General features: G+C 59.4%; 19 protein-coding genes. 6 read left to right on the forward strand and 13 right to left on the reverse strand.

The genetic code is table 11. The annotated features are described in order from the left end of the window. Positions 1–48: 48 nt before the first annotated feature. From VL197_07205 to VL197_07235, 7 genes are all read right to left on the reverse strand, one after another. On the reverse strand, positions 49–312 hold the full coding sequence (locus VL197_07205; GenBank protein ID HUJ17765.1) for a LapA family protein: 264 nt from the start codon (positions 310–312) through the stop codon (positions 49–51). 172 nt (positions 313–484) lie between these two features. Further along, positions 485–700 (reverse strand): heavy-metal-associated domain-containing protein, encoded by a 216-nt coding sequence (locus VL197_07210; protein HUJ17766.1) that lies wholly within the window; start codon positions 698–700, stop codon positions 485–487. Between the two features lie 124 nt (positions 701–824). Then, positions 825–3,188 carry a phosphoketolase family protein gene (locus VL197_07215; GenBank protein HUJ17767.1) on the reverse strand — a complete coding sequence of 788 codons (2,364 nt, stop codon included), beginning with the start codon at positions 3,186–3,188 and terminating at the stop codon, positions 825–827. 65 nt (positions 3,189–3,253) lie between these two features. Then, positions 3,254–4,462: an acetate/propionate family kinase gene (locus VL197_07220; protein HUJ17768.1), complete on the reverse strand. Its 1,209-nt coding sequence runs from the start codon at positions 4,460–4,462 to the stop codon at positions 3,254–3,256. A gap of 22 nt (positions 4,463–4,484) precedes the next feature. After that, entirely contained in the window at positions 4,485–5,510 is a 1,026-nt protein-coding gene (locus VL197_07225; protein HUJ17769.1) for a class I fructose-bisphosphate aldolase, read from the reverse strand. A gap of 328 nt (positions 5,511–5,838) precedes the next feature. Beyond that, complete coding sequence (locus tag VL197_07230) at positions 5,839–6,510, reverse strand: HAD family hydrolase (protein HUJ17770.1); 672 nt, start codon at positions 6,508–6,510, stop codon at positions 5,839–5,841. 49 nt (positions 6,511–6,559) lie between these two features. Continuing rightward, on the reverse strand, positions 6,560–6,976 hold the full coding sequence (locus tag VL197_07235) for a cupredoxin domain-containing protein (GenBank protein HUJ17771.1): 417 nt from the start codon (positions 6,974–6,976) through the stop codon (positions 6,560–6,562). Positions 6,977–7,194: 218 nt separating this feature from the next. Here VL197_07235 and VL197_07240 point away from each other — a divergent pair, with 218 nt between their 5' ends. From VL197_07240 to VL197_07265, 6 genes are all read left to right on the forward strand, one after another. Next, entirely contained in the window at positions 7,195–8,655 is a 1,461-nt protein-coding gene (locus VL197_07240) for a DegQ family serine endoprotease (GenBank protein HUJ17772.1), read from the forward strand. 104 nt (positions 8,656–8,759) lie between these two features. Further along, on the forward strand, positions 8,760–11,429 hold the full coding sequence (locus VL197_07245; protein ID HUJ17773.1) for a pitrilysin family protein: 2,670 nt from the start codon (positions 8,760–8,762) through the stop codon (positions 11,427–11,429). A 478-nt stretch (positions 11,430–11,907) separates the two neighbouring features. Next, the gene (locus VL197_07250) at positions 11,908–13,227 is read left to right on the forward strand and encodes a DEAD/DEAH box helicase (GenBank protein HUJ17774.1); all 1,320 of its coding nucleotides are present in this window, start codon (positions 11,908–11,910) and stop codon (positions 13,225–13,227) included. A 182-nt stretch (positions 13,228–13,409) separates the two neighbouring features. Beyond that, positions 13,410–13,769, forward strand: a complete 360-nt coding sequence (locus VL197_07255; protein ID HUJ17775.1) for an RNA-binding protein — start codon at positions 13,410–13,412, stop codon at positions 13,767–13,769. Between the two features lie 434 nt (positions 13,770–14,203). Continuing rightward, positions 14,204–15,601 (forward strand): M20/M25/M40 family metallo-hydrolase, encoded by a 1,398-nt coding sequence (locus VL197_07260; GenBank protein HUJ17776.1) that lies wholly within the window; start codon positions 14,204–14,206, stop codon positions 15,599–15,601. 54 nt (positions 15,602–15,655) lie between these two features. Continuing rightward, on the forward strand, positions 15,656–16,378 hold the full coding sequence (locus VL197_07265) for a PilZ domain-containing protein (GenBank protein HUJ17777.1): 723 nt from the start codon (positions 15,656–15,658) through the stop codon (positions 16,376–16,378). A 110-nt stretch (positions 16,379–16,488) separates the two neighbouring features. Here VL197_07265 and VL197_07270 read toward each other — a convergent pair whose 3' ends face one another. The 6 genes from VL197_07270 to pcrA form a co-directional block, all read right to left on the reverse strand. After that, positions 16,489–17,184 (reverse strand): SurA N-terminal domain-containing protein, encoded by a 696-nt coding sequence (locus VL197_07270; protein HUJ17778.1) that lies wholly within the window; start codon positions 17,182–17,184, stop codon positions 16,489–16,491. Positions 17,185–17,239: 55 nt separating this feature from the next. Continuing rightward, positions 17,240–18,685, reverse strand: coding sequence for an Asp-tRNA(Asn)/Glu-tRNA(Gln) amidotransferase subunit GatB (gatB, locus tag VL197_07275; protein ID HUJ17779.1), 1,446 nt, complete (start codon positions 18,683–18,685; stop codon positions 17,240–17,242). Positions 18,686–18,773: 88 nt separating this feature from the next. Then, complete coding sequence (gene gatA, locus VL197_07280; GenBank protein HUJ17780.1) at positions 18,774–20,234, reverse strand: Asp-tRNA(Asn)/Glu-tRNA(Gln) amidotransferase subunit GatA; 1,461 nt, start codon at positions 20,232–20,234, stop codon at positions 18,774–18,776. Further along, positions 20,234–20,587, reverse strand: a complete 354-nt coding sequence (gene panD, locus VL197_07285) for an aspartate 1-decarboxylase (GenBank protein HUJ17781.1) — start codon at positions 20,585–20,587, stop codon at positions 20,234–20,236. The genes gatA and panD overlap by 1 nt, the downstream gene beginning before the upstream one ends. Positions 20,588–20,724: 137 nt before the next feature. Further along, positions 20,725–21,012 (reverse strand): Asp-tRNA(Asn)/Glu-tRNA(Gln) amidotransferase subunit GatC, encoded by a 288-nt coding sequence (gatC, locus tag VL197_07290; protein ID HUJ17782.1) that lies wholly within the window; start codon positions 21,010–21,012, stop codon positions 20,725–20,727. A gap of 107 nt (positions 21,013–21,119) precedes the next feature. Beyond that, complete coding sequence (pcrA, locus tag VL197_07295; GenBank protein ID HUJ17783.1) at positions 21,120–23,360, reverse strand: DNA helicase PcrA; 2,241 nt, start codon at positions 23,358–23,360, stop codon at positions 21,120–21,122. Positions 23,361–23,472 lie beyond the last annotated feature (112 nt).

The following is a 23,472-nucleotide window of genomic DNA, read 5'->3' on the forward strand; positions in this document are numbered from 1 at the left end:
GAACAAACAGCCTGTCAAGGATCGCCCGCATTTGCACCCCGAAGAATATCATGACAACGCCTGGTTTTTGGGAGCCTGTCCGGTTTGGGCTTCTTTCTCTTTCCTCTTTTTCCTCGACGAGCGCAGCAGGCGCATTGACGACAGAACGATCATGCCGAGGATCAAACCCGCCAGAACCGCGAGAAGGATGATGATGGCGAGCGATGCTTCGAAATGCCAGGACAGGAAGGAGACGGCCACTGGCGTTGCATTCTGCACGGAAAAAACGACAACGATGGCAACTACGAATATGACGAGACCGAGAACGATCATTGCTCCCCCCTTGGCAGCTTTTAAAATGGAAACAAATCTGGACCGCACAGAGACGATCTCCATGATCTCCCTGGTTGTTTATGTTCTTTTTTTATAGAACTATACGGGGTTATCGCGCCTGTCAGTGCGCTGATGATAATCAGCTGCCCTGTGCCTTTCTGGCGACTGTCCTTCATTCCTCCAGCCGGTAACCCAGCCGCTCGATGCTGTCCTTCGTGATCTTTGCCAGCTTCTCCTCTTCGATCGTGTTTTCATCGAACGTCACCGCGACCCTGCCTTGTTCGACGTCAATGGACTCGACCCCGTCCATTCCACCTATGAACCGGTGCAGCGCGAGAGAGCACTCGGCGCAGAGATTATTACGTATCGAGAACAGTGCTGTTTTCATCGAGGTTCCCCTCCTCCCCCGTTACCATCTCCCGGGGTATCTTGTCCGCCTCCTTGTATCTTTCTCTAATAATTTACCACAATATTACTGAATCAGGTTAGAAACGACACTGTTCCTTCGATGGCTAATCCCGAACCGGCCCCCCGTTATCCCTTCCGGAGGGGCCTTTCCATGTCCATTCCCTGATCTCCGGCATATCCTCTCCGTATCGGGTGATATACTCCCGGTGGTCGACCAGCTTGTCGCGGATCGTCTGCTTGGCATAGGCCGCAATGCGGGAGAGTCCGGGAACCCGGTCGACAGCATCTCCTGCGAGGTGAAAACGGTCCAGATCGTTTCGCACGACCATGTCGAAGGGCGTGGTCGTGGTCCCCTCCTCCTTATATCCCCGAACGTGCAGGTTTTTGTGGTTCGTCCTTCGATAGGTCAGGCGGTGGATAAGCCAGGGGTAGCCGTGGTAAGCGAAGATGATGGGTTTGTCGATCGTAAACAGCGCGTCAAAGTCCCTGTCCGACAGGCCGTGGGGATGCTCTTCATGGGGTTGAAGGGTCATGAGGTCGACCACGTTGACCACCCGGATCCTGAGCTTCGGCGCGTGGAAGCGGAGCAGTTCCACGGCGGCCAGGGTCTCGAGCGTGGGCACGTCACCGCAGCAGGCCATGACAACGTCCGGCTCATTGCCGCGGTCATTGCTCGCCCACTCCCAGATCCCGATGCCCGAAGTACAGTGCTTGACCGCGGATTCCATGTCGAGCCACTGCTGCTGGGGCTGTTTCCCGGCAACGATCACATTGATGTAGTTCCTGCTCCTCAGGCAGTGGTCCGTAACGGACAGGAGCGTATTCGCATCGGGAGGGAGGTACACGCGTATGATGTCCGCTTTCTTGTTCACCGCCATGTCGATGAACCCCGGGTCCTGGTGGCTGAACCCGTTGTGGTCCTGGCGCCAGACATGGGAGGTGAGAAGATAGTTCAGGGAAGAAATGGGCCTTCGCCACGGGATCTCGTTCCTCGTGACCTTCAGCCACTTGGCATGCTGGTTGAACATGGAGTCGACGACATGGATGAACGCCTCGTAACACGAGAAGAGGCCGTGGCGTCCGGTCAGGAGGTATCCTTCGAGCCAGCCCTGGCAGGTATGCTCGCTCAGTATCTCCATGACACGGCCGTCGGGGGCGAGGCTCTCGTCGTAGGGCAGCTTCTCCGCCATCCACGCCCGGTCCGTGGCCTCAAAAAGCGCGCCGAGGCGGTTGGAGGTCGTCTCGTCGGGCCCCATGACCCGGAAATTCCTGCTGTCCTTGTTCAGCTTCATGATGTCCCGCAGGAATGTGCCCATGATCCTGGTGGCCTCCGCAGTGACAAGGCCCGGCCCCGGGACATCCACAGCGTAGTCATGGAAGTCGGGCATGGTTAATTCCTGGAGCAGAAGACCGCCGTTCGCATGGGGGTTGGCGCCCATGCGGCGTGTCCCTTCGGGAGCGAGGTCGGCGAGCTCCGGGAGCAGCCTGCCGTCGGCGTCAAAAAGCTCTTCCGGCCTGTAGCTCTTCATCCATGTTTCGAGCAGTTTCACGTGTTCCGGTTTCGTCGCCATTTCAGCGAAAGGGACCTGATGCGACCGCCAGAACCCTTCCGTTTTTTTCCCGTCGACTTCTTTCGGACCCGTCCATCCCTTGGGCGTTCGCAGGATGATCATGGGCCATTGCGGACGCGCCGCTTTCCCGCTGTTGCGGGCCTCTTTTTGTATCGACCGGATCTCGGCGATCACCGTATCGAGTGTCTCGGCCATGCTTTGATGCATCGGTCCCGGGTCCGATCCTTCGACAAAATACGGTTTATAGCCGTAGCCTACGAACAGGTCCTCCAGCTCCTCACGGCTGATCCTCGCCAGTACGGCGGGGTTCGCGATCTTGTAGCCGTTCAAATGCAGGATGGGCAGCACGGCTCCGTCGGTAGCCGGGTTCAGGAACTTGTTGGAATGCCATGCCGCGGCGAGCGGCCCGGTCTCCGCCTCGCCGTCGCCCACCACGCAGGCCGCGATGAGCCCGGGGTTGTCGAAAACAGCGCCATGGGCGTGGGACAGCGAATAACCGAGTTCGCCTCCTTCATGGATGGAGCCCGGGGTCTCCGGGGCTGCGTGGCTCGGGATCCCGCCGGGGAACGAGAACTGCTTGAAGAGCTTTTGCATTCCCGCGCCATCACGAGTGATGTGGGGATAGAATTCGCTGTACGTTCCCTCCAGATAGGTGTTAGCCACCATGCCGGGTCCGCCATGACCGGGCCCACAGACGAAGATGACATTGAGATCACGTTCCCTGATCACGCGATTGAGGTGTACATAGATGAAATTGAGCCCCGGCGTCGTGCCCCAGTGCCCCAGGAGCCGCGGCTTGATGTGCTCCAGCTTCAACGGCTCCCTCAGCAGGGGATTGTCGTAGAGATAGATCTGGCCCACGGAAAGGTAGTTCGCCGCGCGCCAGTAGGCGTGCATCCTGTCCAGGAGCGCTTTCGGCGGCGATGATTGGGCAGAAGTTGGCTTCGGTGCCGGATCCTTCTTCATGCGTGCCTCCCCTCTATCGCGATGCAATGTGCGGTGTGCCGCGCGATCATCAGCTCTTCATTCGTCTTCATGACCCGGACCGTTACAAGGCCGTCTGCCCGGGAAATGACCGGGGCTTGTTCGCTGTTTCGCTCCGTATCAAGCCGGATGCCCAGGAAACCAAGGTCATTGCAGATGCGCTCACGAATCGAAGGAGCATTCTCCCCGATGCCTCCGGTGAAGACGAGCGTGTCGAGCCCGCCCAGCACTGCAGCGAGAGCACCGAGGAACTTTTTCGCCGTATAGCAGAAGAGCTCCACGGCCTCTGCGGCGCCCCGATTCGACGGCTCTGCCTTGAGCAGTTCAGCCATGTCAGCGCTCATTGCCGAAACGCCGTAGAGCCCCGACTCCCTGTTCACCATGCGGTTCAAAGCGGATGCGTCCATCCCCTTTTCCTTGAGCAGGTAAACGATCACGCCGGGGTCGAGGTCTCCGGAGCGGGTGCTCATGGCCAGGCCGCCCGCGGGAGTGAACCCCATGGTCGTGTCCGCGCTCTTCCCGTTCCTGAATGCCCCCATGCTTGCCCCGTTCCCCAGATGGGCGATGATCACTCTGCCGTCCGCCGCCTCCGCTCCAGAGATGTTCCCCAGCTCCTTCAGGATATACTCGTAGGACAGACCGTGGAAACCGTAGCGCACCACGCCGAGCCGCCGTACCTCCCCGGGCAGGGCATAACGCTGCGCAACGTCGGGCATGTTCCGGTGAAATGCGGTGTCGAAGCACGCGACCTGGTCCAGTTCGGGGTAGGAGCGCCCGAATGTCCTGATCGCGGCGATCTCCTGCGGCAGGTGATCGGGGGCAAGGGGAACGAGCGCATCAAGGGCCTCGAGCAGAGCGGCATCTACGCGGTGCGGCCTGACATAGGCGCTTCCGCCGTGCACGATCCTGTGCCCTATTGCCGATAACTTCTGGCCGGCCTCGTTGCCGACAAGCCAATCGATCGCTTCCCGGAGCGCCTCCCCATGGTCTCGCAGGTTGAGTGTCTTCTCGGTCATGGTCTTGCCGGCCGCATCCCTGATGCGGAACAGGCCCGTCGACAAACCGATGCCCTCGAGGCTTCCGGACAAGACCCGGGCTTCATTGCTTCCCATGCGGTACCGGGAGAACTTGATGCTTGAGGAACCGCTGTTGATCGTGAGTATGTCCATCGGGCCATGACCGGTCATGTCTGCATCGAGTTCTGCTGGCTCAGGCCTTCTGCTCCATCTCCGGCGCGTAGGTGCCGAGGCGCGCGAGGCCGTTCAGCCTGGCGCGCTGATAGAAAGTCTTCTGCGCGGCCGCCGCGTTCTCCTTTTTGCCGGCCCACGCATGCAGGGCGGTCTCCTGCAGGGCTCTCCCGTAGGAGAACGAAAGCTCCCAGGGTGAATTCGGGAAAAAGGCGTTCATGGCGTTCAGGTTGGCCGTTGCTTCCATGGGCCCCTGGCCGCCGGACAGGAAATTGATGCTCGGCACCGCCGCGGGCACCGTACGGCGGAGAACCTTGACCGTCGCCGCAGCAACGTGCTCGGGCCTTGCCTTGGGAGGATGCCCCTTGCCCGGCAGAACCATGTTCGGCTTGAGCACGGTATATTCCAGGATCACCCGGTGCCGGTGCAGGGCATGGAACACCGCGTGCAGCACCGCCTCGGTGACATCAAAGCAGCGCTCCAGGGTGTGGTCGCCGTCGATCAGCACCTCCGGCTCGACGATGGGAACAAAACCCTCCTCCTGGCAGACGGCTGCGTAGCGTGCCAGCATTTCCGCATTCACCTCGATGCCGAGCTGCGTGGGGTTCTGAGCGCCGATGGAATAGACCTCGCGCCACTTGGCAAAACGCGCCCCCTGGGCCTTGTATGTTCTGAGGCGCTCGGCCAGTCCGTCCAGGCCCTGGGTGACCTCGTCACCCGGAGCGTGGGCCAGGGGGATCTTCCCCTTGTCCACCTTGATGCCGGGCACGATGCCCTGGCGGGACAGCACCTCGGGCAGGGGCGCGCCGTCATCCGCAGCCTGGCCCAGGGTCTCCTCGAACAGGATGACGCCGCTGATGTATTCCGCGGCGCCGGGCGTGGTGAACAGAAGCGAGCGATAGGAGCGCCGGTTGGCCTCGGTGGATTCGACGCTGATGGCCTTGAACCTTTTGGCGATGGTCGGATCGCTCTCGTCGGCGGCAAGGATGCCCTTGCCTTTCTGCACCAGGTGCGAGATTGTTGACTGCAGTTCGTCTTCGTTATTCATGGCAATTCCTCCTTCTCTCGTATCGTGTACTGTTCATACTTAACCACAGAGTCACCAGAGAGGATTTGAATCCAAGGGATAATCGCATTCCTGGAAATAGTCTCACCCTCGGTGCACTCTCTTTAATAGCTCTTTACGCTCTTATACCGTTTCTCAAAATAATCGGTGAGAGCACAGAGCATGTCGGTAAAAAGCAGCCTTTTCGTGTGAGAATGAACCCGAACATTCCTCAAGACGCTCTGTGGTTTCATCTTTTATCAACTATTTTTCATAGAACTTTTGACAATATTTTGACAGTACCTTGCATCGTGTATCACCCCGTCCGTGCTCAGCCGGGGAACGCGGACAGGTCGAAGGTTGCGAGATCGCCGATCCGTTCAAGCGTGATCTGGGGACGCGGATAACGGGAAACGGTATCTGGATCGAGCGCATAGCGTCCCTGCCGGGGGAACACCGTTGTCAACCGGTCGCCCCAGACCCGCTTCATTGCCTCGAGTATGCGCAGCTTGTCATCGATCATGACGTAGTGCCGCGCGGGGTAGCGCCGTTCGACATCGGCAAGCATCTGCTCTTTGTGGACGTAGATCAGAACCCGGCCCTCGACAGCTTCCCACAGGCCTGACCGCTGCACCTTGCGCGGCTGAAACACCACGTCGCCGTCGGAGAGTATGACCGTTCTCCCCCGCGTCCGGACGTGTTCGATGGCCGCGATAGCGCCGGGGAACAGGCGGTCAACGAAGGGATAATCCATCAGAAAGGAGGACATCGTCAATAGCCGGGGATCGCAGAGGTCCTCGAGACGGTAGCGCTGCAGGGCGCCCAGATAGTCCGCGTAACCCAGCTCGGACCGCAGCTCTTCGAAGAGTGAGAAGTACCGGTCCCTGCTTGCGGCCCCGAACTCTCTTTCAAGGTGGACCCGCAGATCCTGTTCTACCCGGTCGTTGTCAAGCAGCGTATTATCGACATCGAACAGGAAGACGACCTCGTTCCGGGACATCATGACGTTGCCTCGCGACAGAATGCTTCAGAACGTTCTTTTCCTGAAGGCACTATCCGGTTACTTCCAGCACTCCCTCCATGCCCTTTGCCCGGTGGGTCCAGAAAAGGAACCGTTTGTCGCAGTAAAATTCGTACTTCCCGGCCTTTGTCGGCGTAAACTTGATTGTCTTCGGGTCGGTGCTGAGCTCCACCTTGAAATCGATCCCGGCCTCGGGCGCGTGGAGAACAATGTCATGCGGCACGAAACCCGATTCTTTCCGTATGATGATCTCCACCGGAACGTTCACCTTCACGATGATATCATTCGGCTTAAAAAAATAGCTGCCACCCAGCATTTCGACTTTCTGGCTGCCGCTGCTGTCGATAACGGCCTTGTAGACCACCCTTGTCTCATCACCCCATGCCCCTGACTGGACGAAGGCTGCCGCGAGAGCGATCAGCGTTGTTATTATAATGCTCTTCTTCATAACAATATTCCTCCTCATACTTAGGGTATCTCCCGGCAGGAGCACTGTCAAGACGTCCGGCCTTCATTTCAAGACAACCTTAGTAGCACAAGTTGAAATGAATGATCCAACGGGCCCACCCAATTAACTTTTCCTGAATGTAAGAGTCTAATATTTTGCTAGAATGATCTGTGTAGACAATGAGGTCATTTGCATATTCTTTATTTAGGAGGTCATCAATGAAGATTCAGAAGGGACGTGCAACAGTATTCGTTCAGGTTCTTTCCCTGGCCCTCGCGTTCGTGCTCGCAACAGCGCTGTCGGCAGCCGGCGTGGCGACGGCCAAGGAAAAGGCCATATCGCAGGAATCCGTAAAAATGCTCGGCAACCTGAGCAATGCCCTGTCGGAAGTCGCCGAGGCGGTCCGCCCGGCGGTCGTGAACATATCAACGACCTCGATCGAGACCATGGAGGACAACCCCTTCGGCGACATGTTCAACGATCCTTTTTTCAGGCACTTTTTCGGCGACCAGTTCGGGCACCCCGGGCAGAAGCGAAAATTCAAATCATCTGCCCTCGGCTCCGGCGTGATCGTATCGGAGAACGGCTATATCCTGACGAACAACCACGTGGTCAAGGGCGCGGAAGATATCAAGGTCATCCTCTATGACAAGCGTGAGTTCACCGGCAAGGTCGTCGGCACCGACCCGCGGACGGACCTTGCCGTCATCAAGATCAATGCGAAAGACCTGCCGACCCTTTCCTTCGGGGATTCGGCAAGGCTGAAGACTGGCGATGTCGTCCTGGCGATCGGCAACCCCTTCGGCCTGAACCAGACCATCACGATGGGCATCGTAAGCGCAGTCGGCCGGTCGAACATCGGGCTCGCCGATTTTGAGGACTTCATCCAGACCGATGCCGCCATCAATCCGGGCAACTCCGGAGGAGCGCTGGTGAACGGAAGTGGAGAACTTATCGGGATCAACACGGCGATCTTCTCGACCAGCGGCGGCTACATGGGGATCGGGTTCGCCATTCCCTCGGACATGGCCAAGACAGTCATGGACAGCATCATCAAGCACGGCAAGGTGGTTCGCGGCTGGCTCGGCGTGAGCATCCAGAACCTTACCCCTGAGCTCTCGAAGTCCCTGGGGATCAAGGAGACCGAGGGTGCCCTGATCTCGGGTGTAGAGAGCGGCAGCCCGGCCGACAAGGCGGGCCTCAAGCGGGGCGATCTTATCATTGCCATGGACGGGAAAAAGGTCACTGATGTTACGAACCTCAGGAACAGGGTCGCAGCAGCGGCACCGGGAACGAAGGTCGATTTCAGGATCATCCGTGAGGGCAAGGAGCTGACCCTGCCAGTAACGCTCGGAGAGTACAAAGAGAAAAAGATCATAAAAAAGACGGAGTACCAGAACGCGCTGCGGGGCGTGACGGTCCAGGAACTTACCCCAAGCCTGCGGGACAAACTGAACCTTCCGGAGGGACAGACCGGCGTGGTCGTCACTGATGTCAGTGCGGACAGTCCGGCCCAGGAGCTGCTGCAGGCCAATGATGTGATCCTGGAAGTGAACCGTAAATCTATCCAGAGCGCACAGGAGTATGAGGAGGTCGTATCGAAGATCGGAGAAAAGGACACCGTTTTGCTGCTGATCTCCCGCGAGGGCGGGTCGATCTATCTCACGATCAAGCCGTGAGGCGACACGTAAGCCTCTTCTAGATAAGTCTGAATTCCCTTTCGCCCGGTCAAGCCGGTTCGGGCAACACGTTGTTCTTCCGAAAGGGAGTTCAGGGAGGTTATATGAGAAAAGCTCGGTTCTGTTTCCCCCTCGTCGTAGTTCTGTGCCTGCTGCTGGCGTCTATGCCTGCGCAGGCAGGAGCGCAGACGGACGTTCTGCGTGCAACGCTGGAGAATGGCCTTCGGGTGGTAATTGTGCCGAACAGGCTGGCGCCGGTGGTCGCCACGGAAGTGAATTATCTCGTGGGTTCCGATGAAGCGCCGGAAGGCTTCCCCGGTATGGCCCACGCCCAGGAGCACATGCTGTTCCGCGGCAGCCCCGGGCTGTCCGCAGAACAGCTCGTGAACATCATGGCCCTGATGGGCGGTGATTTCAACGCCGATACGCAGCAAAATGTGACCCAGTATTTCCTTACGGTGCCGAAGGATGATCTTGACGTCGCGCTGAACGTGGAAGCGGTGCGCATGCGTGGCGTCCTCGACTCTGAAGAGCTTTGGGCGCAGGAGCGAGGCGCGATCGAACAGGAGGTGGCACAGGACCTTTCGAATCCCGAGTATGTCTTTTCCATGAGGCTTCTCGAGAATATGTTCGCCAATACGCCCTATGCCCACGACGCCCTGGGCACGCGACCCTCGTTCGAAAGGACGACAGGCGCGATGCTCAAGGCGTTCCACGATACCTGGTACGCACCGAACAATGCCATCCTCATCGTCGCGGGGGATGTCGACCCGGCGAAGACCCTGGATAAGGTGAAAGAGCTGTTTGGACCAATCCCCTCCCGGACCGTGCCTCCCCGGCCGGACATTCATCTTCAGACGCTCAGGCCGGCTTCGATCAATCTCGATACCGACCTTCCTTACGGCCTAGCCGTCGTAGCGTTTCGCCTGCCCGGCTTTGACAGCCCCGACCACGCCGCCGGGGAGATCCTTGCTGATGTTCTGGACAGCCAGCGGGGGTACCTCTATTCACTGGTTACCGAAGGGAAGGCCCTCTTCACGGGGTTTGATGGAGGGGCGCTTCCGAAGGCTGCTTACGGTTATGCCACGGCCGCGTTCCCTCCGGGCGGGGACGGCTCCGCCCTCATAGCCACGATCAAGAACATCATCGCCGGATACGTGAAGAACGGCGTACCGGCCGACATTGTTGAAGCCTCCAAGCGCCACGAAATCACGGACGCTGAATTTCAGTCCAATTCCATCTCCGGGCTCGCCTCGGTTTGGTCGCAGGCGCTGGCTGTCGAAGGCCGCTCCTCTCCGGAGGACGACATTGAGGCTATCAAAAAAGTGTCTGTCGAAGATGTGAACCGCGTTCTGAGGGAATACCTCGTGAACGACACGGCGATCACGGCCATTCTCACGCCGCGACCTTCGGGGATCCCCGTATCATCGGGCGGGTTTGGAGGCAAGGAGTCCTTTGCCCCGAAAGAAGCCTCGCTCGCGAGCCTTCCCGCGTGGGCGAAAGGGGTAGAATCATTGCCCTCCATTCCGGCGTCAAACGTCAAACCCGCGCTCTTTACGCTGTCCAACGGCATCAGCCTCATCGTTCAACCGGAAAATGTGAGCCCGACGGTAACGGTCATGGGACAGATCAAGAACAAGCCGGAGCTTGAAGAACCCGCGGGAAAGGAAGGTGTTGCCGAGGTCCTGGCAAGCCTCTTCTCCTACGGCACGACATCCCTCGACCGGATCGCGCTCCAGAAGGCGCAGGACGATATCGGGGCAAACATCTCCGCTGGCACGAGCTTTTCGCTCAAGGTTCTCTCCGATCGGTTCGACCGGGGCATGGAACTGCTCGCCGACAACCTGCTGCACCCTGCGCTTCCCGAGGCCGCCTTCGCGGTCGTGCGCCAGGAAAAAATGAGCTCGCTCCAGGGCCGTTTGAAGAGCCCTGCCTATCTTTCACAGCGAACTCTCCGCGAAGGCCTCTATCCCGTGAAAGATCCGTCGCTCCGGCAGGCCCTGCCCGAAACGGTCGGCGGGCTGACGTTGACGGATGTCAGGACTTATTATGAGAAGGCGTTTCGTCCTGACCTGACGACCATCGTGATCATAGGCCGCATAACGCCTGCACAGGCCAGGGCTGCGGTTGAAAAATATTTCGGCGCGTGGCGTTCTCAAGGCCGGAAGCCCGCAACCGATCTGCCGCCGGTGCCCTCCAACAGGCCTTCTGCCGCCACGGTGCCTGATGCGAGCAGGGTACAGGACCAGGTAACGCTTGCCGAAACGATCGGCATCACCCGCTCCCATCCCGACTATTACAAGCTTATGCTCGGCAATCACGTTTTGTCCGGCGCGTTCTATGCTTCACGGCTGTACCACGACCTGCGGGAGCAGGCCGGTCTGGTCTACACGGTGGAGTCTTTTCTCGATGCGGACAAAACACGCTCGCTTTTCGGCGTATTCTTTGCCTGCGATCCCCCGAATGTCGACAAGGCACGGGCCATGATCGAGCGGAACCTCCGTAAAATGCAGACAGACCCGGTAACGGAAGCTGAATTGCGGCGGGCCAAGATCTTACTGATAAAACAGCTGCCCCTCTCGGAAGCCAGCATGGACAGCATCGCCGGGGGAATGCTTTCCCGTTCCCAGGAAGACCTGCCGCTCGACGAGCCGGTCCGCGCGGCCGCGCAGTATCTGAAATTTACCGATAAAGAGGTGCAAAAAGCCTTTGCCCAATGGATCCGGCCGGCGGGATTTGTGCAAGTCACCATGGGGTCGAACCCGGTAAAGTAACTGACCTGACCCTGCGGGGCAGGGTCGCTTCCTCGCGGGATCACCCGGGAGCATTCTCTGGATGAGCGGGTAAAACAACCTGGCGCGAGAAAAAACTTGCTATTTATGCCGGAATCGGTATAATGCCTCGACTGTTAAAACATTGGCGGGATATGAAGCTCCTGAAATCCCATCCTATCCCCGCCTTCGAACTCCATCGATCCCTGACCCCCCCTTGCTTTCAGTCCCCTTCTGAAATAGCGGCAGCATGCATGGTTGGCGAACGATGACGTTACCAGCGGTCGCATCCGTGCTCATGCCGTCCTTGTTCAGGGATACAGGTGTATCCCTGCGGCCCGCACACTAACCACTAACCCGCTTTACCGCACGAAACGAACGTTCACGCAGTGTTGCCGTGAACGCACGGGACCGGTTCCCCGCGCGACGACGGATGCGCCGGTCGTTTTGGCTGATCAGCGGCTTTCTTGAAAGGACTAGAATGCCATTTTCACATCTGCAGCTCGTTGCACCGATCCTCAAAGCCATAACCCAGTGCGGCTATCCCGCGCCCACGCCCATCCAGGACCAGGCAATTCCCAGGGCGCTCGAAGGCCGTGACCTGATCGCCTCTGCCCAGACGGGCACCGGCAAGACCGCGGCGTTCGTACTTCCTGCGCTTCAGCGCCTCGCCGTGCCGTCAACAGCAGCAGGCCGGTCCAAAGGCCCGCGCGTGCTCGTGCTCACGCCGACGCGGGAACTGGCCAACCAGGTGACCGCCGCGGTCCAGACTTACGGGAAGTTCATGAAGATCCGGAGCGGCGCCATCCTCGGCGGCATGCCCTATTTCGAACAGCAGCGGCTCCTGTCGCAGCCCGTGGACCTGATCGTGGCGACGCCCGGCAGGCTGATTGACCACCTGGAACGGGGCCGCATCAATTTTTCGCGTCTCGAACTGCTCGTCCTCGACGAGGCCGACCGCATGCTCGACATGGGTTTCAGCGAGGCCGTCGAGACCATCGCAGCGGCCACGCCGTCCTCGCGACAGACGCTTCTCTTCACCGCGACGTGGGACAATTCGATGGCAAAGCTTGCCCAGCGCCTGCTGAAGGACCCCGTCCGCATCGAGATCGCGGGAAAAAAGACCACCCTCGAATCGATCGAACAGCGCCTCCATGCCGTCGATGACATGCAGCACAAGAACCGGCTGCTGAAGCACCTTATTGCCGACAGCGCCATGACGCGGGCGATCATTTTTTCGGGAACCAAGCAGAACGCAGACCAGCTTGCCCGGGAACTGTCCGATCAGGGCCACAGCGTCGAGGCGCTCCATGGCGATATGAGCCAGAATGCCCGGAACCGCGCCATCATGAGGATGCGCCAGGGAAGGATCCGGCTGCTCGTGGCGACCGATGTCGCCGCGCGGGGAATCGACGTGGCCGGCATCTCCCATGTCGTCAACTTTGACCTCCCGAAAAATGCCGAGGATTACGTTCACCGCATCGGCCGCACCGGCCGGGCCGGCGCCACGGGCATAGCCGTCTCCTTTGTCTCGGGCAGGGAACTGGATTCCCTGAACCGGATCGAGCGTTACATAGGCCAGACCCTTCCACGCCACGTGGTCCCGGGTCTTGAGCCGCGGTATGCGCTTCGCGCCCCGAGCCCGAGGAACAGCTCCTCGCGTCCCGGGCCGAAGACGTTCGGCGGCGCCCGAAAAAGCAATGCCTATTCGAAAGCCCGCGGATTCTCAGGCGGCATGCCCTCCCGTAACAGCGGCTTTGATCGCGACAGGATGAGACAGGATAGAAGAGACAATCGCTGATCCGGGAAGCAACACCCTGCGCACAGGCACCATGCTCCGGAAAAAGAGGGCCAAGGGGCTTGCACAGACACGGAACGTATGCTAATCTAGCTTAAAGGGCAACTTTTGTTCACCGAACAGGGAACCGGAAAACGTTGCGTTTTGGGGTCTACCCTGCGGAAAATCCAGGGAGGGATGGAGAGATGGCCAAGAAGCTTTATGTAGGAAATTTGTCGTACAGCACGACGGAAGAGGATCTGCGAGAAGCCTTCTCCAAGATCGGCGAAGTTTCGTCGGTCAAGCTCATCGTAGACCCGACAAACGGCAGGTCAAAAGGGTTCGGTTTCGTCGAAATGGGTTCCGATGATGACGGTGACAAGGCAATTACCGCCCTGAACGGCACTTCGTTGATGGAACGGACGATCACGGTAAATGAAGCGAGACCCCAGCGTGAGCGAAGCGGCGGGGGTGGCGGCTACGGTGGTGGTGGAGGCGGCGGCAGAGACCGGCGGGGCGGCAGCGGAGGCGGCTTCGGCGGGGGACGGAACAAGAACTGGAGGTAAGGGTCGAGGGCAAGAATGTTGAAAAAGCGCCCGGACACTTAAACGCACACTCCAGACCGACGGCATCTTCCGGGAACTGAAAAGCAAGCGCTTCGCGGCAATCGTCCTTCCAGCGGGGAGCAGCAACGATATGAAGCTTCCTGACCATCTCCTTTGATAGAATCTCCCGGGAAGTCCGGGTAACGTACGATGAATTGAGTTATAAAGAAGGGTCGGCTCTCTGCCGACCCTTTGCTGTTTAAACGCCTGTTGGTTTAGCGCATCGAGCGCGGGAAAACAATCCCTTGACATCAGGGAATGAAGACATACAATAAGAGCGGTTTCACGATTCCAGAATGTGCCGCATCACGGCCATGCTGTATGCACGGTACCCCTCTTCCCCGAACTTGTTCCGATCATCGGATGTCGCAGTTACCAATAGGAGCGAGGTTTCTATGAAGAACGAACAACTGAGCGCGGCCCTCGAACACTTCGCAAAGAATAAATCGGAACATGTGAAGGACCTGATCGACCTTGTCCGCATTCCGAGCATCAGTTTTCCCGGCTATGACCCCGCGCCGCTCGTCCAGGGCGCCGAAGCGGTTGCGCGGCTCCTCTCCAGGAACGGCCTCACTGACGTACGCGTTCTCCCCGCAGGAACAGGTCATCCCTCGGTGCTCGGCCAATGGACGGAACAGAAGGGCAAGGCCACGATCCTGCTGTACGCCCATTACGATGTCCAGCCGATCGGCCGGGAACCGCTCTGGAAGTCGGGCGCTTTTCTGCCCGAAGTGCGGAACGGCCGACTCTATGGCAGGGGCTCGTCGGATGACAAGGGAGGCGTGGTCATGCATGCCGCGGCCATCGGCTCCTTTCTCCGGTCAACGCGCTCCCTGCCCCTGAATGTCAAGGTGCTTGTCGAAGGCGAGGAAGAGGTCGGCTCCACGAATCTCGAGATGCTGCTCAAAAAGCATGGTGATCTCCTTGCCGCGGACGTCGTGCTGATCGCGGACAGTGAGAATTTCGACAGCGGCGTGCCGTCGCTCACCGCCTCCCTGCGGGGCATTGTCACCGTGAACGTGGAGGTCCGCTCGCTGGAATCGAGCGTCCATTCAGGCACCTGGGGAGGTCCGCTTCCGGACCCCGTTCTCGCCCTCGCCAGGATGCTCGCAAGCCTCGTGGACGACGAGGGACGGCCGGCTATCCCGGGTCTGATGGACAGGGTACGCCCGCTCTCGAGCGCTGAGCAATCTGACCTCGCTGCGCTCCCCTTTGATGAACGCCTGTACCGGAAGCAATCGAGAATGCTCGATACTGCGAAGCTCGTCGGCGGAGCAGGAACCGTGTATGAGAAGATGTGGCATCGCCCGTCCATCACCGTCAACGTGATCGAAGCAAGCAGCAGGAAGCAGGCCTCGAACATCGTGAATGACAGCGTCTATGCCCGCATCGGCATCAGGACCGTCCCCGACATGGACCCCTCTGAAACGCTCGAGCAGTTGAAGGGCCATCTGCTCCACCACGCGCCCTGGGGGGTGCAGGTCAGCATCGAGCCTGAAACGCCTTCGCGCTGGTGGTACTCCGATACGAAGGGCGATGTATTCGAGGCCGCGCTCAACGCGCTGGAGCGGGGTTATGGCAGAAAGCCGGCCGTCGTGGGAGCGGGAGGGTCCATTCCCTTTGTGCAGACCATTACGGACGCCCTCGGGGGGGTGCCCGCGCTTCTCTTCGGCGTCGGTGACCCGTACAGTGCGGCTCATTCCGAGAATGAGAGCCTGCTGCTCTCGGACTGGGAAAAGGGCTGCATGAGCCTGATCCATCTCTTTTCCGGCCTGGCGGATCTCAAGCGCTGATACCCGGCAGCCTTTTGCCGCGTGAACATTCATCGGTTGTGAGGAATTCCTGAAATGTCCGAAAAAAAATCCGTCCTGATCATCTGCCGCACGCCGGCAGGCCAGATGTACCTCGGCGTCCTGCTGAAGCGCATCTGGTACTCGCCGATCCTCGCGAAAACCGCTGAAGAAGGCGTGCGCCTGGCGCAGAATACCCGCTTTTCGCTGATCATTTATGACGGAGACGTCACCGGCCTGGAGCAGCGGGCTTCGATCATGCTCTTGAGGAGCGATGCCGCGGTGAAGGATCTGCCGCTCGTCGTATTCCTGACGAGCGAGAACACACCGGCCGACGATTCGCTCCTGTCGCTCGGCTGCACGGCGGTCCTCACCAAGCCGCTCGACCTGTCCATCGTCTACGGCGTCCTCGGCCGTCTGACCGGCGAACAGCGCCACGCGCCGCGCATCCCCGCAAAGTTCATCGTGGAGATCAGGGAGGGAACCCCTGAAGCGCGACTGATGTGTGTCGACCTTTCCGAGGGCGGTCTCTATCTGCGGTCGCACGAAAGCCTGCCGGAAGGTGCGGTGATCCATGTCCGTTTCACCCTGCCCCGCGATACCGTGGTCATGGAACTGACCGCCCGGGTCGCCCGGGTGATCCCTCTTGGAACGCAGATCGATGCCGAGCCGGGTATCGGTCTCGAATTCGTGGACGCTCCGGAAGATTCCAGGCTCAGGATCCGGAACTTCGTGCAATGGGAAATGACGGGGGATCTGGAGTGGAAGGCGGATATCTGAGCTCCTCTCGTGATGTCCGGGACATTGTCTGGCATTAAACCTGTCGATCCAACAAAAAAGCCGCCGGATGCATTCCGGCGGCTTCTGTTTTATTGTCGGTTCTCTTCTGATTACGACCCCATGGACCGTTCGTTTACGCTGATGGACGCCTTGCCCATCAGGCCCTTGACGAAGGCGTTCAACGCCTCACGCTTCTTTTCCGCTAAGTACGTCTGACCGAACGCTTCCCTGTTCTTCTCGAAATCGCCCTTCTTCGCCTTGGGGTTCTTTGCGGCATAGGCCGAGCTCACCTCACTGTCCGTCACGGCGACCGCGTCTTCGACCAGCCGCTCCAGCTTCATGCGAAGGAGATATTCACGCTGGCTCGCCTCGAATACGGCAGGCGTCATATTGATGTTCCTGAGCGCGTACTCGTAATTCCGCTGGTCGAACTTCCCCTGCTGGTTCGTGAACGCTGGGATCTGCATGATGTAGGATTGGATCTCGCTGTCGCTTACCTTCATCCCCATGCGCTCCGCCTCCTGCACGAGCAGCCTGGTCTGGATCAGCTCCTGCAGGGCCTGTTTTCTGAGCACCTGGGAAAAGCCCTCATTGAACTGGTCCTTCAGGATCCTGCGGTAATTCTCGACCATGTTCTGGTAGACGCGGTTCACGTCGTCGGATCCGATCACATAGCCGTTCACCTTGGCCACCGTCCTGCCGCTGACTGACGATGGGTAGATCCCGAAGAACAGGAACGTGACCGTGATGAGGACAACGATCGTCCACATGATCCATTTCATGTGTCTGTGCATTTGCTCAAGCATTGCTCAACCCCCCACTCTCTGATAATATTTTGAAGTGTACCATTTCCCCTATTTGTTACCCGCTCAATTTATTCTTGAGCAGCTGGTTCACCATGTCCGGGTTCGCCTTGCCCTTGCTGGCTTTCATGACCTGCCCCACGAAGAATCCGAACAGCTTCTCCTTGCCGGCGCGGTAGTCAGCCGCCTGGCCGGGGTTGGCCTTGATCACTTCATCGATGATCTTCTCGATCTCGCCGGTGTCCGATACCTGTACCAGTCCCTGTTCCCTGACGACCGCCTCCGCGTCCTTGCCGGACCGGTACATCTCCTCGAACACGGTCTTTGCGATCTTGGTGCTGATCACGCCGTCGATGATCAGTTTGATCAGACCGGCGAGCCGTTCGGGCCTGATGGGGCAGTCCTCGATCTCCCTGCCATCGGCATTCAGCAGCCGCATCAGCTCACCCATCATCCAGTTGGACACCACCTTGGGCTGGTTCGTGAGCTTCACGGCTTCCTCGAAGTAGCCGGCCAGGGCGCGGCTCTGGGTCAGCATGTAAGCGTCGTACTCGGGAAGGCCGTAGTCCTTCACGAAACGGCCGCGCTTGGCATCGGGCAGTTCGGGAATCGACGCCCGGATCTCCTCGATCAGTTCCTTCGCGATGACCACCGGGACGAGGTCGGGCTCCGGGAAATAGCGGTAGTCGTGCGCCTCCTCCTTGCTTCGCATCGAGAAGGTCACTCCCTTTGCCGAATCGTAGAGACGCGTCTCCTGGACCACCCGTCCGCCCTCATCCAGAACCTGGGCCTGCCGCTTGATCTCGTACTCGATCGCCTTCTGAACGAACTTGAAGGAGTTCACGTTCTTGATCTCCGCCCGGGTGCCGAACTCATGGGAGCCGGCGGGCCGGATCGAGACATTGGCGTCGCAGCGGAAGTTTCCCTTTTCCATGTCCGCGTCGGACACCTCGATGTAGCGCAGGATCGAGCGCAGTTTCTTCAGGTATTCCGATGCCTCCTCGGGCGTCCGGATGTCCGGCTCTGACACGATCTCCATCAGCGGCGTGCCGGCCCGGTTCAGGTCCACGAGGCTCGCCCCGCCCTCGGCCTGGTGCAGGTTCTTGCCCGCGTCCTCTTCGAGGTGTATGCGCGTGATGCCGATGCGCCTGACCTGTCCGTCGACCACGATCTCGACATGGCCCCGGCCGCAGACGGGCAGCTCATACTGCGAGATCTGGTAGCCCTTCGGAAGATCGGGGTAGAAATAGTTCTTGCGCGCGAAGCGGCTGAACGCGCTGATCGTGCAGTCCATGGCCAGGCCGGTCTTGACGATGTACTCGAGGGCTTTCCGGTTCAGGACCGGCAGCACGCCGGGCATGCCGATGCACACCGGGCAGGTCCTCGTGTTCGCTTCCTCGCCGAACCGCGTCTCGCACCCGCAGAAGATCTTCGTCCTGGTCTGGAGCTGAGCGTGAACCTCAAGCCCGATCACTGCCTCATATTTCATAGCTGTTCCTTTCAATGCATTGAACCACAGAGGACGCAGAAAATTTCTCAATAACCATAGAGACGATTAAAATCGTAACTCCGAACTCGGCACTCCGAGCTCATCACAGCTTCGGCTTTCTCCTGTGCCACTCCGTGGCCTGCTCGTAGGCGTAGGCCGTGTGGATGACTGATTCCTCATCGAAATGCTTCCCCAGGATCTGGAGACCGATAGGGAGGTTCGCCGAAGTGAAACCGCAGGGGATCGAGATGCCTGGTATGCCGGCCAGGTTCACGCTGATCGTGAAGATGTCGGACAGGTACATCTGGAGAGGATCTGCCGACTTCTCCCCGATCTTGAACGCCGCGGTAGGCGCGGTCGGCGTCGCGATGACATCGACGGTCTTGAACGCCTCATCGAAATCGTGCTTGATCAGCGTTCGCACCTGCTGGCCTTTCTTGTAATAGGCGTCGTAGTAACCGGCTGACAGTGCATACGTCCCGAGCATGATCCTGCGCTTCACCTCTGGCCCAAACCCCTCGTCGCGGCTCCTCTTGTACATATCAAGGAGGTCTTTGGGCGATGCGGCGCGATAGCCGTACTTCACCCCGTCATACCGCGCGAGGTTCGAGCTCGCCTCGGAGGTAGCGAGGATATAATAGGTTGCCACGGCGTACCGGGTGTTCGGCAGCGACACATCAACAATCGCGGCGCCCAGGCTTTCCAGGGTCTTGACCGCCTGCCGCACCGCGCGCTCGACCTCCGGGTCCATGCCGTCGATGAAATACTCCCGGGGGAGCCCCACCTTCAGGCCTTTCACGTCCCTCTTGAGCGCCTTTGTGAAGTCCGGCTTCGCGATATCGGCCGAGGTGGAATCCTTCGGATCATGGCCGGCAATGACGTTCATGAGGATCGCCGTGTCACTGACGTCCTTGGTGATCGGGCCGATCTGGTCCAAAGATGAAGCGAAGGCCACCAGACCATAGCGCGAAACTCGGCCGTACGTAGGCTTCAGGCCGACCACGCCGCAGCATGCAGCAGGCTGCCTGATCGAGCCTCCCGTATCAGACCCCAGCGAGCCGATGCACTCATCAGCGGCCGTAGCGGCAGCCGAGCCGCCGCTCGACCCTCCCGGGATCCTCGCGAGGTCCCAGGGGTTCTTCGTGATAAAAAAGCCAGAGTTCTCCGTGGAGGATCCCATGGCGAACTCGTCCATGTTCGGCTTGCCGCACAGGACGGCTCCCGCTTCTTTCAACCGGGCGACGACGGTTGCGTCGTAGGGCGGAACGAAATTGCCGAGGATCTTCGAGGCGCACGTGGTCTTGATCCCCGCCGTGCACATGTTGTCCTTGACCGCGATCGGGATGCCCTGGAGCGGCGATGCCACGACTCCGGCTTTCATCCGCTTATCCGCGGCCGCCGCATGGGCGCGGGCTTCTTCAGCCGTCACCGTGATATAGGCCTTGACCCTGTCATCAACGGAAGCTATTCTGCTCAGGACCGACTCGGTGATGGCAGCCGATGTCGTCTCTCCCTTCTTCAGCATCTCGTGCAGCTCATGGATCGTGCGCTGGCAAAGCTCCATTATTTCTCCCTCACCCGGTTGTTCTCGTCCACCAGGACGATCTTCGGCTGATAGGTCTTGAGTTCGTCCTCGTTGAAATATTCGTAGCAGAAGACGATGATCTTGTCTCCCTTCACGCCTTTCCGTGCCGTCGGGCCGTTCAGGACCATCTCGCCGGACCCGCGCTTCCCGGGGATCACGTAGGTTTCGAACCGTTCTCCGTTGTTCAGGTTCGAGACGCTCACCTGTTCATACGGGAGAATGCCGGCCGTTTCCAGCAGCACGGGATCGACGGTCAGGCTCCCCTCATACTCGAGGTTCGCGTCCGTCACGGCTGCCCGGTGGATCTTGGATCGAAGCATCAGTCTGAACATGTTTTCCTCTTTACCGTCTCTTCCATTTTGACACAGATTAACACGGATAATAAATTATGATGCATCTGAAAATAAGCACCAGAGACACCTCACCTATCCTGTCAGTATTCATCACGGTCACGCTGTTTTTCCCGCGACTACTCGATTATCTTCGGCACGCGGTAGTGCCCCGAGGCCTTGTCCGGCGCGTTCTCCAGCGCCTTTTCCTGGGGAAGACTCTCGACGGGCACGTCTTCGCGCATGACGTTGCTTATGTCCAGCACATGCGACGTCGGCTCAACGCCCTTCGTGTCAATCTCGTTCAGCTGTTCCACATAGGTCAGGATGTTCGAGAGCTGGTCCGTGAAGAGGTCCCTGGCCTGCTCCGAAAGCTCAAGCCTGGCAAGCTTGGCAACGTGCTCCACTTCCTTTTTTGTGATTTTCATGAAGATCTCCTATAAGCATTGACGCTGATTCACGCTGATAGAAGATATGATTCAAATAGTTTGATCAGATCATTCATAGCTTTTATCAGTGTCCATCAGTGTCTAAATCAAATGACTTCCAGCTTCGCGTACTTGACTGCCAGCGTCTTCACGCCGTGTCCCGGAAAACTGACGCTGATCTTGATATCATCGCCAGACCCTTCCGACCGCTGGACCGTCCCGATCCCGAACGTCGAGTGCTTTACGACGGCGCCCCGGTAATAGCGGCTGCTGCCGTCCTGCTTCTTGGCCGCCCCGGCGAACGTATCCGTCACAGGTACCTGCTTTTCGGGAATGACCGCGTCGGTCCAGCGCGGCCGGTCCCTGCCGATGGAGCGTTCGAACTCGTATTCCCCCGTTTTCTCCAGGGCCTCTTCGGGCATTTCCTGCAGGAAACGGGACACCAGGTTGGCCTGGGGATATCCATAGAGACGCCGCTCGGCGGCATGGGTGATGATCAGGCGCTCCTTTGCCCTCGTGATGCCCACGTAGCACAGCCTGCGCTCTTCTTCGAGCTCCTCTTCGTTCTCCGCGGAGCGCGAGTGCGGGAACAGGCCCTCTTCCATGCCCGCCAGGAAGACGACGCTGAACTCGAGGCCCTTGGCATTATGGAGCGTCATGAGGGTCACGGAATCCGACCTGCCCCGCCTGCCCTCGGCGTCGGCCTGCTCTTCAGCATCGGTTATGAGAGCAACCTGGTCCAGAAACGCGGCAAGCGATGCGTCCCGGTTCTGTTCCTGGAAGTCCTCGGTCGCGGTCAGGAGCTCATTCAGGTTCTCGAGCCGGATCCGTGATTCAACGCTCTTCTCCTGTTCCAGCGCGGCAGCGTACCCGCTCTCGTGGATCACGCGGCGGACAAGGTCGGTAATGGTCATCGTTCCCAGGTCGGCACGGACCCGCTCCATCATCGCCGTGAACTCGCGCAGTTTCCGTCTCGCGGCCGGGGTGATGGGAGCGCTGTCCGGGTTGCATGCCGCCTGATAGAGGCCGATGCCCGCTGCGGCAGCCGCGGCCTCCAGTTTTTCGATCGTCGTATCACCGATGCCGCGCGCCGGGACGTTCACGATACGGCGAAAGCCGACCAGATCCGCGGGATTCTGCAGGACCCGGAGATAGGCGATCACGTCCTTGATCTCCCTGCGGTCGTAGAAGCGCATGCCGCCGAAGATCCTGTAGGGGATGCCGCGGTTCCTGAGCTCGTCCTCCAGGGCGCGCGACTGTGCATTGGTGCGGTAGAGCACCGCCATCTCGCGGAGGCTCCTGCCTTCCTCGACCTGCTGCTGCACCGTCCGGAAGATGAAACGCGCTTCGTCCTTCTCGTCCTGCGCCTTGTAGACCAGGATCTTGTCGCCGCCCCGTTTCCGGGTCCAGAGCTCCTTCGGTTTCCTGCCCAGGTTCCGCGAAACCACGGCCCCGGCCGCTCCCAGGATGTTCTGCGTCGACCGGTAGTTCTGTTCAAGTTTGATCACCCGCGCTTCGGGGTAGTCCTTTTCGAAGTTCAGGATGTTGGATATATCGGCGCCCCGGAACCGGTAGATGCTCTGGTCGTCGTCGCCAACCACGCACAAGTTCTTCCGCACCGCGGTCAACAGGCGCACGAGCCGGTACTGGGCATGGTTCGTGTCCTGGTATTCGTCGATCAGAATATGGTGGAACAGGTTCTGAAAATAAGTGAGCACGTCCGGGTGCCGTTCGAAAAGCCGCACTGTCAGCATGAGGAGATCGTCGAAGTCCAGGCTGCCCGACTCCCTGAGCTTTTCCTCGTACAGCGCGTACACCCGCGAGACGGCGTCATCGAACCCGAAGCCGGCGCTCGTCTTCTGGAACTGCTCCGCGTCGGTCAGGTTGTTCTTGAGCGCACTGATCTTCGCGCCGATGGCCCGCGGCTGGTAGCGTTCGGTGTCGACCCGCAGGTCAGAGGCGCACGCCTTGATGAGCGAGGAACGGTCCGTCTCGTCGTAAATGATGAAGTGCTTCTTGTAACCCATCCGGTCGATGTACTGCCGGAGGATCCTGACACAGGCCGAATGAAAGGTGCTGATCCAGAGCCCGCCGTAACCGACCCCCCGCCCGAGCGGAATGTCGATCATCCGCTCAAGCCGCTCACGCATTTCGTTCGCGGCCTTGTTCGTGAAGGTCACCGCAAGGATATTGTAGGGATCAACGCCGCGCTCGCGGATCAGGTGCGCGATCCGGCAGGTGATGACGCGCGTCTTCCCGCTGCCGGCGCCGGCGAGGATCAGGAGCGGTCCATCTCCGTACAATACCGCTTCACGCTGGGGCGGGTTTAAATTTTCCAGGTAATCCATGATAAGGCGCAGTTCTCTGCCTGAACCGGAAGCTCCGGCGAAGTCAAGCGGAGGCTGTTCCCCGCCGTGACTACGCTTGAAAATCCGGAGCGGGTACATCGCGGATGACCGC

It is taken from the genome of Nitrospirota bacterium (assembly GCA_035516965.1).
Taxonomy (GTDB): domain Bacteria; phylum Nitrospirota; class UBA9217; order UBA9217; family UBA9217; genus MHEA01.

Coding starts and splice junctions, on each gene's coding strand:
- VL197_07205 (HUJ17765.1), bottom strand. CDS start 312: ATGATCGTTCTCGGTCTCGTCATATTCGTAGTTGCCATCGTTGTCGTT.
- VL197_07210 (HUJ17766.1), bottom strand. CDS start 700: ATGAAAACAGCACTGTTCTCGATACGTAATAATCTCTGCGCCGAGTGC.
- VL197_07215 (HUJ17767.1), bottom strand. CDS start 3,188: ATGCACGCCTACTGGCGCGCGGCGAACTACCTTTCCGTGGGCCAGATC.
- VL197_07220 (HUJ17768.1), bottom strand. CDS start 4,462: ATGACCGGTCATGGCCCGATGGACATACTCACGATCAACAGCGGTTCC.
- VL197_07225 (HUJ17769.1), bottom strand. CDS start 5,510: ATGAATAACGAAGACGAACTGCAGTCAACAATCTCGCACCTGGTGCAG.
- VL197_07230 (HUJ17770.1), bottom strand. CDS start 6,510: ATGATGTCCCGGAACGAGGTCGTCTTCCTGTTCGATGTCGATAATACG.
- VL197_07235 (HUJ17771.1), bottom strand. CDS start 6,976: ATGAAGAAGAGCATTATAATAACAACGCTGATCGCTCTCGCGGCAGCC.
- VL197_07240 (HUJ17772.1), top strand. CDS start 7,195: ATGAAGATTCAGAAGGGACGTGCAACAGTATTCGTTCAGGTTCTTTCC.
- VL197_07245 (HUJ17773.1), top strand. CDS start 8,760: ATGAGAAAAGCTCGGTTCTGTTTCCCCCTCGTCGTAGTTCTGTGCCTG.
- VL197_07250 (HUJ17774.1), top strand. CDS start 11,908: ATGCCATTTTCACATCTGCAGCTCGTTGCACCGATCCTCAAAGCCATA.
- VL197_07255 (HUJ17775.1), top strand. CDS start 13,410: ATGGCCAAGAAGCTTTATGTAGGAAATTTGTCGTACAGCACGACGGAA.
- VL197_07260 (HUJ17776.1), top strand. CDS start 14,204: ATGAAGAACGAACAACTGAGCGCGGCCCTCGAACACTTCGCAAAGAAT.
- VL197_07265 (HUJ17777.1), top strand. CDS start 15,656: ATGTCCGAAAAAAAATCCGTCCTGATCATCTGCCGCACGCCGGCAGGC.
- VL197_07270 (HUJ17778.1), bottom strand. CDS start 17,184: ATGCTTGAGCAAATGCACAGACACATGAAATGGATCATGTGGACGATC.
- gatA (HUJ17780.1), bottom strand. CDS start 20,234: ATGGAGCTTTGCCAGCGCACGATCCATGAGCTGCACGAGATGCTGAAG.
- panD (HUJ17781.1), bottom strand. CDS start 20,587: ATGTTCAGACTGATGCTTCGATCCAAGATCCACCGGGCAGCCGTGACG.
- gatC (HUJ17782.1), bottom strand. CDS start 21,012: ATGAAAATCACAAAAAAGGAAGTGGAGCACGTTGCCAAGCTTGCCAGG.
- pcrA (HUJ17783.1), bottom strand. CDS start 23,360: ATGGATTACCTGGAAAATTTAAACCCGCCCCAGCGTGAAGCGGTATTG.